At 71.5% G+C, this 8,957-nt stretch carries 9 protein-coding genes; 7 read left to right on the top strand and 2 right to left on the bottom strand.

The window, feature by feature from the left end:
* Positions 1-86: 86 nt before the first annotated feature.
* Positions 87-1,034, top strand: a complete 948-nt coding sequence (locus JWR81_RS25140) for a neutral zinc metallopeptidase (RefSeq protein WP_297658150.1) — start codon at positions 87-89, stop codon at positions 1,032-1,034.
* On the opposite strand, the gene JWR81_RS25135 is transcribed toward JWR81_RS25140, so the two are convergent.
* Positions 1,035-1,670: a GNAT family protein gene (locus JWR81_RS25135; protein WP_297658147.1), complete on the bottom strand. Its 636-nt coding sequence runs from the start codon at positions 1,668-1,670 to the stop codon at positions 1,035-1,037.
* Between the two features lie 53 nt (positions 1,671-1,723).
* Here JWR81_RS25135 and JWR81_RS25130 point away from each other — a divergent pair, with 53 nt between their 5' ends.
* Positions 1,724-2,719, top strand: coding sequence for an NAD(P)H-quinone oxidoreductase (locus JWR81_RS25130; protein ID WP_297658145.1), 996 nt, complete (start codon positions 1,724-1,726; stop codon positions 2,717-2,719).
* Between the two features lie 31 nt (positions 2,720-2,750).
* Here the strand turns inward: JWR81_RS25130 and JWR81_RS25125 are convergent, their stop codons facing one another.
* The gene (locus JWR81_RS25125; protein ID WP_297658142.1) at positions 2,751-3,944 is read right to left on the bottom strand and encodes an aminotransferase class V-fold PLP-dependent enzyme; all 1,194 of its coding nucleotides are present in this window, start codon (positions 3,942-3,944) and stop codon (positions 2,751-2,753) included.
* A 79-nt stretch (positions 3,945-4,023) separates the two neighbouring features.
* Between JWR81_RS25125 and JWR81_RS25120 the strand changes: the two genes are divergently transcribed.
* The 5 genes from JWR81_RS25120 to JWR81_RS25100 all read left to right on the top strand — a co-directional run bounded on the left by JWR81_RS25120 (position 4,024) and on the right by JWR81_RS25100 (position 8,792).
* Positions 4,024-4,566 (top strand): bacterial proteasome activator family protein, encoded by a 543-nt coding sequence (locus tag JWR81_RS25120; RefSeq protein ID WP_297658153.1) that lies wholly within the window; start codon positions 4,024-4,026, stop codon positions 4,564-4,566.
* 46 nt (positions 4,567-4,612) lie between these two features.
* Positions 4,613-5,488: an ABC transporter permease gene (locus JWR81_RS25115; protein ID WP_297658139.1), complete on the top strand. Its 876-nt coding sequence runs from the start codon at positions 4,613-4,615 to the stop codon at positions 5,486-5,488.
* Positions 5,489-5,511: 23 nt separating this feature from the next.
* Positions 5,512-6,276, top strand: a complete 765-nt coding sequence (locus JWR81_RS25110) for an ABC transporter ATP-binding protein (protein WP_297658136.1) — start codon at positions 5,512-5,514, stop codon at positions 6,274-6,276.
* On the top strand, positions 6,273-7,232 hold the full coding sequence (locus JWR81_RS25105) for a glycosyltransferase (protein WP_297658133.1): 960 nt from the start codon (positions 6,273-6,275) through the stop codon (positions 7,230-7,232). The genes JWR81_RS25110 and JWR81_RS25105 overlap by 4 nt, the downstream gene beginning before the upstream one ends.
* 315 nt (positions 7,233-7,547) lie before the next feature.
* Positions 7,548-8,792 carry a glycosyltransferase gene (locus tag JWR81_RS25100; RefSeq protein ID WP_297658131.1) on the top strand — a complete coding sequence of 415 codons (1,245 nt, stop codon included), beginning with the start codon at positions 7,548-7,550 and terminating at the stop codon, positions 8,790-8,792.
* Positions 8,793-8,957 lie beyond the last annotated feature (165 nt).

Raw genomic sequence — 8,957 nt, 5'->3', positions numbered from 1 at the left:
CGTGACCCGTTCGGGCGGTACGCCCGATCGGCCTGCACCTTCGACGTGTGGTGGGATTCCGCGCGGAACGCCAGCGGGAGGCACTGATGCGGTTCGACGAGAACGCCCAGCTCGACACCTCGAACATCAACGACCTTCGCGGCGGCGGCGGGGGCGGGGGCGGTGCGCTCGGCGGCCGGGTGGCCGTCGGTGGCGGTGGCCTCGGCATCGTCGGCCTGATCCTCTACTTCCTGCTCTCCCAGCTCGGCGGCGGCGGTTTCGCCGGCGGGGGCGGTCTGGCCCTGCCGAACGGGCTCCAGGGCCTCGCGTCCGGGCAGACCGCCGACACCACGGCGGCCGCGTCGAGCTGCCGCACCGGCGCGCAGGCCAACACCCAGCTCGACTGCGAGGTCGTGGCCGTCGTCAACTCGCTCGACGGGTACTGGAGCGACACGTTCGCGCGGTCGGGCCAGACCTACACGCCGCCGAGGACCAACTTCTTCAGCGGCAGCGTCCGCACCGGTTGCGGCGGCGCCACGTCCGACACCGGGCCGTTCTACTGCCCCGCCGACCAGCAGATCTACATCGACCTCTCCTTCTTCAAGGAGCTCGAGACCCGCTTCGGCGCGCAGGGCGGTACCTTCTCCCGCGCGTACGTGATCGCGCACGAGTACGGCCATCACATCCAGGACCTGCTCGGCACCACCAGCCGCGTGCGGGGCGGCGACACCGGCCCGACGTCCGGATCGGTGCGCCTCGAGCTGCAGGCCGACTGCTACGCCGGGGTCTGGGGCAACCACGCCTCCACCACCCCGACGGCGTCGGGCAAGCCACTGATCCTCGACGTCACCCGGGCCGACGTGAACGCCGCGCTCGACACGGCGTCCCGCATCGGTGACGACTACATCCAGCAGAACCTGGGCGGTGGCCGCGTGGACCAGAGCTCGTTCACGCACGGCAGCTCCGCGCAGCGCGAGAAGTGGTACATGACCGGGTACAACAGCGGGAACCCGGCGCAGTGCGACACGTTCGCCCGCGGCGTGAACCTGGGCTGATCACGCGGCGCCGAGCAGTCCGAGACACCCCTCCGCACCGTCGACCTCGAGCGTCCACGGTGGACGCGCGAGGTCGTCGCGGTCGAGGACGAACCGCACGTCGTCGGTCGGGACGCCCCGGCGGACGACGGTCTCCGTCCCGTTCCGGCGGTAGCCCAGCCGCCGCGAGACCGCATTCGACGCGTGGTTGCCGACGAACGCCGACGAACGGGCGCGGGTGGCCCCGAGGTGGTCGAACGCGAACAGCAGCACGGCCGCGCGCATCTCCGTGCCGATGCCGCGGCCCTGGTGGCGCAGCCCGATCCACGAGCCGCTGCCCACCTCGCGGGTGACGCCGAAGCCGGTGGCGTGCAGGCTCTGCACGCCGACGACCCGTCCCTCGACACGCACCAGGAAGTGGACCGACCACTTCTCCGGAGCGAGCCCGGCCCGCTCCGACCAGAAGTACTGCAGCATCCCGCGGCCGAGGTAGGCCGGGTCGGCGTCGGTCCAGCCCACCGCGAACGGCATCTCCTCGGGCGGGTGCACGCCCCGGTAGGCCACCTCGACGAGCTCGCGCAGCCCCTCGTCGTCGTCCGGCCGCAGCTCCAGGCGCGGGGTGCGCAGGACGAGGTGCTCCAGCGGCCAGTGCTCCATGCCGAGAGACTGCCGGATCGCGTTCGCGCGCTCGACGGAATAGCGTCCGCGGCATGTACGCCATCACGGTCAGCGAGCCCGGCGGCCCGGACGTCCTGCAGTGGACGGAGGTTCCCGACCCCGTCGCCCAGCCAGGAGAGGTCGTCATCGACGTCGTGGCGGCCGGGGTCAACCGCGCCGACATCATGCAGCGCCAGGGCCACTACCCACCGCCGCCCGGCGCATCGGACATTCTCGGGCTGGAGGCCTCGGGCCGCATCGCGGCGCTCGGCGAGGGCGTCACCGGTTGGAAGGTCGGCGACGAGGTGGCCGCGCTGCTGGCAGGCGGCGGGTACGCGGAGAAGGTGGCCGTGCCGGCCGCGCAGCTGCTGCCGATCCCGGACGGCGTCGACATCGTGACGGCCGCGGGGTTGCCCGAGGTGGCCTCCACGGTCTGGTCGAACGTGATCGCGGCCGGCCGTCTCTCCGCGGGCGAGACGTTCCTCGTCCAGGGCGGCACCAGCGGCATCGGCACCCACGCGATCCAGGTGGCCAAGGCGCTGGGTGCGCGTGTCGCCGCCACCGCGGGCGCACCCGACCGGCTGGAGCGCAGCCGCGAGCTCGGCGCCGACATCGTCATCGACTACCACGACGACATCCCCGCCGAGCTGATGAAGGCCACCGACGGCCACGGCGCCGACGTCATCCTCGACAACATGGGGGCCAAGGGCCTGGCCGGCAACATCGCCTCGCTGGCGATGGACGGGCGGCTCGTCATCATCGGCATGCAGGGCGGCGTCAAGGGCGAGCTGAACCTCGGCGCGCTGATGGGCAAGCGCGGCAGCGTCATCTCGATGGGTCTGCGCGCGCGTCCGGTGGAGGGCCCCAACGGCAAGGGCACCGTGGTCGCGGGCGTGCGTGAGCTCGTGTGGCCGATGATCGCCGACGGCCGGGTCAGGCCGATCACGCACGCCACCGTCCCGATGGAGGAGGCCGGCAGGGCCCACGCGATGTTCGACGAGGGCGGCGTGATCGGGAAGGTGCTGCTGGTGACGCCCGGGGCGCGCTGACTCGCGTGCCGGTTCCTGCCGACCGGCGGGGTCAGGTCAGCTCGGAGAGGGCGGAGACGAGGATTCCCGTCTCCGCGCGGCTCGTGTAGTGGGCCAGGCCGACGCGCACGGCACCGCCGATCGCCGCCGTGCCCAGGTGGGCGAGCACGCCGCGGTCGCCGGGGTCGGCGAAGGCGCAGATGCCCCGCGCGGCGAGGTGGTCGGCGACGTCGGCCGCCTTCACCGGCAGGGTCAGCGACAGCAGCGGGACGCGGTACCGCACCGCGCCGAGCACCGTCACGTCGATGCGGCGCAGGTCCACGAGGAGCTCGTGGAGCAGGCGTTGCTGGTGGTCCTCCAGCGCCGCCATCGAGACGCGGAGGCGGTGGCGGCGGGTGCCGGTGACGGAGTCGTCCAGGCCCGCGAGGTGGTCGATCGAGGCGACGAGCCCGGCCAGCAACGGTCCCGGATGCGGGCCGACCTCCAGCCGGTGCGGTCCGCGCGCGGCGGGGTCGAGCGAGCACGAGGCGAGCCGGTCGAGCAGGCCGGGCGTGCGGAAGACCAGCGCCCCGACCTGCGGGCCGCCCCAGGCCGCGGCGTCGAGCGCGACGACGTCGGCACCCAGCTCGTCGAGATCGACCGGCCCGAACGGGGCCACCGCGCTGAGGTCGACGACGAGCAGTGCGCCGCACCTGCGGGTGCGCTCCGCGATGTCCCGCACGTCGGTGCGCACGCCGATCTGCGCGGAGGCGGCCGTCAGGGCCACGATCCGGGTGGTACGCCCGAGCAGCTCGTCGAACTGCCAGGACGGCAGCTCACCGGTCTCGATGTCGATCTCCGCCCAGCGGACGGACGCGCCGCGGCGGTGGGCGGCGCGCACCCACGGGACGTGGTTGGCGTCGTCGTCGAGGCGGGAGACCACCAGCTCGTCGCCGAGCACCAGGGAGTCGGTGACGGCGTCGGCGAGGCGGCGCAGCAGCACCTCGGGGCCGGGGCCGAGCACGACGCCGGCCGGATCGGCACCCACGAGATCGGCGACCGCACGTCGGGCGGCGTCCTCGACGTCGAGCGCCCGGCGCGACGCCGCGAACGGGCCGCCCGGCACGGCGCGGGGCAGCCGCAGGGCGCACGAGACGGCGGAGACGACCTCCTCGGGCGGCTGCATGCCCGACGGGGCGTCGAGGTGGATCCACCCGTCCCCCAGCGCCGGGATCAGCCCGCGCACACGGGCGACGTCGTACGCCATCCCGATACGGTAGTCAGGCAGGCCGGACGAGCCGGTCACTGGGCAAGCACGCAGCGTGCTCGGCAAGGGAGTGGTGATCATGGGACCGGAGCAGGGCAACGGGGAGCAGCAGGTGATGGTCATCGGGCCGGACGGGCAGCCGGTGGGCATGGCCAAGATGCCGCATTCCGACGGCGACGACGGCGGTGGGCAGGGCGTCAGCGCCATGGTCGAGCAGCCGGCGAAGGTCATGCGGATCGGCACGATGATCAAGCAGCTGCTCGAGGAGGTGCGGGCGGCGCCGCTCGACGAGGCCTCCCGCAACAGGCTGAAGGAGATTCACGAGAACTCCATCAAGGAGCTCGAGGAGGGCCTCGCGCAGGAGCTCCGCGACGAGCTGCACCGCCTGAGCCTGCCGTTCACCGAGGACGTCACGCCGTCGGACTCCGAGCTGCGGATCGCGCAGGCGCAGCTGGTCGGCTGGCTGGAGGGGCTGTTCCACGGCATCCAGACCGCGCTGTTCGCCCAGCAGATGGCGGCGCGCGCGCAGCTGGAGCAGATGCGCCGCGGGCTGCCTCCGGGCACGGGCCAGCAGGGCGCTCCGGAGGGTGGCCTGGGCCGGGGTACGGGGCAGTACCTCTGACCCCACCGCCGGGGAGGGTGCCTGCGGCCGTGGGTACCCTCGACCGGTGTCCCAGACCATGACGACCGGTGACGACCGGGCCGAGGACGCCACGTCCCCCGACCCGTTCGCGGCCGACGCCTCCGGTCCCCGCAGCTGGAAGCGCGCCTTTCGTGACATCGGTCAGGGCTGGCGACAGCGCCCCCTGTGGGGATACCTCGGCTGGCAGGACATCAAGCAGCGCTACCGCCGCTCGGTGCTCGGGCCGCTGTGGATCAGCATCACCATGGCGGTGGTCGCCACGGCCATGGGCTTCCTCTACGGCGCGCTGTTCCACGAGGACATCCCGCAGTTCCTGCCCTACGTCGCCACCGGCCTGCTGATCTGGTACTTCATCAACGGCTGCATCCTCGAGGGCAGCGAGGTCTTCATCGCCAACGAGGGCCTCATCCGGTTCCTGCCGGCGCCGCTCACGCTGCACGTCTATCGCCTGTTGTGGCGCCAGACGCTGTTCTTCATGCACAACCTGGTGGTCTGGGCCATCCTGATGGTCATCTTCCCGCGGCCGCTGGGCTGGAACCTGCTGCTCGCGATCCCGGCGTTCGCGCTGCTCGTGATCAACGGCGTGTGGATCTCGGTGCTCTCCGGCATCATCGCCACGCGGTTCCGCGACATCCCGCCGATCATCGCCAGCCTCACGCAGCTGGTGTTCTTCATGACGCCGATCGTCTGGTCGTTCCAGCGGCTGTCGACCAACCCGCTGGCGGGCTACATCGAGCTCAACCCGGTGCTGCACTTCGTCGAGATCCTGCGCGAGCCGCTGCTGGGTGAGGCCATCGTCTGGCGGCACTGGTACGTCGTCGGCGCCATCACGGTCGTGGGGTGCGCGGCCGCCCTGGTCTGCCTGCGCAACTACCGTTCCCGCGTCGCGTACTGGGTCTGACGCACGAGGTCTGGGGCTCTTCCATGGTCAGCATCGATCTCGACCGCGCCGCGGTCGACTTCCCGATCTTCGACGCCAAGACGCGGTCGCTGAAGAAGGCCGTGCTCGGCCGGGCGGGTGGCCGCATCGGCACCGAGTCCAAGGTGCCCATCATCGAGGCGCTGCGCGACATCACCCTGTCGCTGCGCCAGGGCGAGCGTGTCGCGCTCGTGGGCCACAACGGGGCCGGCAAGTCCACGCTGCTCCGCCTCATGTCGGGCATCTACGAGCCCACACGCGGTCGCGCGTCGGTCAAGGGCAAGGTCGCCCCCGTGTTCGACCTCGCCGTCGGCATGGACCCGGAGATCTCCGGCCTGGAGAACATCCTCATCCGCGGGCTGTTCCTGGGCATGACGCGCAAGCAGATGGAGGCGCGCGTCGACGACATCGCCGCCTTCACCGAGCTCGGCGACTACCTGCAGATGCCGCTGCGCACCTACTCCACGGGCATGCGCGTGCGGCTCGCGCTCGGCGTCGTCACGAGCATCGACCCCGAGATCCTGCTGCTCGACGAGGGCATCGGCGCGGTCGACTCGGAGTTCCTCGCCAAGGCGCGCGATCGCCTCAACGAGCTGGTGGACCGCTCCGGCATCCTCGTGTTCGCCTCGCACTCCGACGAGTTCCTCGCCGACCTGTGCGACACCGCGATCTGGATGGAGCACGGCTCCGTCAAGGAGCACGGCCCGCTGCGCGACGTGCTGGCGCACTACAAGGGCCGCGACGTGCTCGCCGAGATCGAAGCCCGGTGAGTGAGCGGAGCGGTCCAACCATCGGTGCGGCGGGCAGGGAGCCGCTCCCTGCCGGCTCGGTCGTCGCGGTCGTCGTCACGCGCCACCGCAGCGACCTCCTCGTCGACTCGCTGGCCGCGCTGGCCAAGCAGACCCACCCCGTCGCGCACCTGATCGTCGTCGACAACGGGCCGGACCGGCCCGCACGCGACGTCGTCGAGGCCTGCGGGCTGCCCGCCACCTGGCTGCCGTCGTGGAACAACCTCGGCGGCGCCGGCGGATTCGCCCTCGGCATGCTGCACGCGCTCGCGATGGGTGCCGAGTGGATCTGGCTGGGCGACGACGACGGCCACGCCGCCGACGAGACGGTGCTGGCCACCCTCGTCGAGCTCGCGGAGCGGCGCGGTCTCGCCGCGGTGTCACCGACCGTGGCCGACAAGGACGATCCCGACCGCCTGGCGTTCCCGGTGCGCCGCGGTCTGAACTGGCACCGCTCGCGCGCGGCCCTCGCGGCCGACGTCGAGCACGGCGCCGACGACGAGCTCCTGCCCGACATCGCCGCGCTGTTCAACGGCGCCCTGTTCCGGGCCTCGTCCCTCGACGTCCTCGGGGTGCCCGACCTGCGGTTGTTCGTCCGGGGCGATGAGGTGGAGATGCACCGCCGGATGGTGCGCTCCGGCCTGCCGTTCGGCACGGCGCTGCGCGCGGCGTACCTGCACCCGGCGGGCAACGACGACGACAAGCCGATGCTGGGCGGCCGGCTGCACGCCCGCGACCCCGACGATCCGGTCAAGCGCTACTACACGTTCCGTAACCGCGGCTACCTCATCTCGCAGCCCGGCATGCGCCGGATCGGGATGCTCGAGCTGCCCCGTTTCGCCTGGTACTTCCTGGTCACGAAGCGCAGCCCCCGCGAGTTCGCCCAGTGGCTGCGCCTCGCGCGCCAGGGACGGGCCGAGAAGTTCCACCGCGCCTGACGGCGACGGTCGACGGAGCGTCACCCGCCATTCGGGAAAAGCAGCGGAAACGCCTCCACGATCGAGTGTGGCGACAATCACTACGGCTTGACCGTATCCTTTTGTCGTTGTGTGTAATGCGATCGAAATCACCGCGCGCGCGCTACAGCCCGGATCACAAAATGGGTACAGCGATGCTCTGAGCTGCAGGAAGTTCACGCCGAACGGTCTTGGTGAATTCCGGGTGAACGGCGCGAAGCACCGGCCCCGTGATCGGCAACGACGGCCAGACTGCTAATTTCCCACTCTGATGGTCGATCGACTACCGGGGGAATGATGCAGGACTGGCTTCAGCTGCTGCAGCACTGGCAGCTGTTCGTGCCGGTCGGTGTCATCGGCGGGATCTCGTGGTCGGTCTGGCTGATCCGCAAGCTGCTGTCCGCGCGGTACACGCCCCTGGTGAACGGCTTCCGCACCACGACGTCGGTGGTCGTGCCCTCGTTCCACGAGGACCCGGACATCATCGACCGCTGTCTCGACACGTGGCTCGGGCAGAACCCCACGGAGGTCGTGATCGTCCTCGACGTCGCGGACATCGAGGCCCGTGACCGCCTCATGGCCCGCATGGACCGGCGGGTGCACGTGATGATGTTCGCCCACGAGGGCAAGCGATCCGCGTTGGGCGTCGGCATCCGGGCCGCCACGAGCGAGATCATCGTGCTGACCGACTCCGACACGATGTGGACACCCGGCCTGCTCGACGCCGTGCAGATGCCGTTCGTCGACCCGCGGGTGGGCGGCGTCGGCACCCGCCAGAACGTCTACGAGTACAGGAGCAGCACCTGGCGGCGCGTGGCCGACTGGATCATCGACCTGCGGTACATCGACTACGTGCCCGCCACCGCCAGGGCCGGCGCCGTGGTGTGCCTCTCGGGTCGTACCGCGGCCTACCGCCGCTCGGCCGTGATGCCGGTGCTGGAGAACCTCGAGCACGAGTACTTCCTGGGCAGGCGCTGCGTGGCGGGCGACGACGGCAGGCTCACCTGGCTCGTCCTCGCCCAGGGCTACCGCACCGAGCACCAGGACTCCGCGCGGGCGCTGTCGATGTTCCCGGCCACGTTCAAGGCGTTCTGCAAGCAGCGCGTGCGCTGGAGCCGCAACTCCTACCGCTGCTACCTGACGGCGCTCTGGAAGGGCTGGCTCTTCCGGGTGCCGCTGATCTCCCAGCTCACGGTGTTCCAGATCCTCTTCACCCCGGTCACGATGTTCGCCACCGTGTACTACCTCGTCGCGGCGGCGCTGGGTCCGCAGCAGGTGCTCGCGATCGTGCTCGGCATCGCGTGGCTGTTCACCGGCCGCGCGATCCGCAGCATCGGCCACCTGCGCCGCCGCCCGTCGGACCTGCTGATCCTGCCGCTCGTCACCGTCGTGATCATGATGGTGGCGCTGCCGATCAAGACCTGGGCGCTCATCACGATGAACAAGCAGGGCTGGCTGACCCGCAAGGCCGGGATGATCGGCGGCGAGGGCCAGGACGAGGCCAGCCTGGGCACCGCGGAGGACGCCCGTGGCGCAGCCTGAGACCCTGCTCCGCCGGGGGCTGGTGGCGCTCGTCGGGGTCGCGCTCGCGGCGACCACGGCCGTCGCCGTCGCCGGGGCGGACACCGTCATCGGGGCCGCGAGCCGCCTGGTGAACGACGACTCGGCGCTGCTCCCCGGGCAGCAGGCCGCGGCGCCGGAGCCCCC

Origin of the sequence: Pseudonocardia sp., from assembly GCF_025965585.1 — a bacterium.
Lineage (GTDB): Bacteria > Actinomycetota > Actinomycetes > Mycobacteriales > Pseudonocardiaceae > Pseudonocardia.
Note: the sequence above shows the minus strand (reverse complement) of the source record. Positions and strands in the feature narration are given on the sequence as shown.

What these genes read in the sequence shown, in the direction of transcription:
- JWR81_RS25120 (WP_297658153.1), top strand. Translation starts at nt 4,024, where the DNA reads ATGGGACCGGAGCAGGGCAACGGGGAGCAGCAGGTGATGGTCATCGGG.
- JWR81_RS25125 (WP_297658142.1), bottom strand. Translation starts at nt 3,944, where the DNA reads ATGGCGTACGACGTCGCCCGTGTGCGCGGGCTGATCCCGGCGCTGGGG.
- JWR81_RS25130 (WP_297658145.1), top strand. Translation starts at nt 1,724, where the DNA reads ATGTACGCCATCACGGTCAGCGAGCCCGGCGGCCCGGACGTCCTGCAG.
- JWR81_RS25140 (WP_297658150.1), top strand. Translation starts at nt 87, where the DNA reads ATGCGGTTCGACGAGAACGCCCAGCTCGACACCTCGAACATCAACGAC.
- JWR81_RS25100 (WP_297658131.1), top strand. Translation starts at nt 7,548, where the DNA reads ATGCAGGACTGGCTTCAGCTGCTGCAGCACTGGCAGCTGTTCGTGCCG.
- JWR81_RS25135 (WP_297658147.1), bottom strand. Translation starts at nt 1,670, where the DNA reads ATGGAGCACTGGCCGCTGGAGCACCTCGTCCTGCGCACCCCGCGCCTG.
- JWR81_RS25110 (WP_297658136.1), top strand. Translation starts at nt 5,512, where the DNA reads ATGGTCAGCATCGATCTCGACCGCGCCGCGGTCGACTTCCCGATCTTC.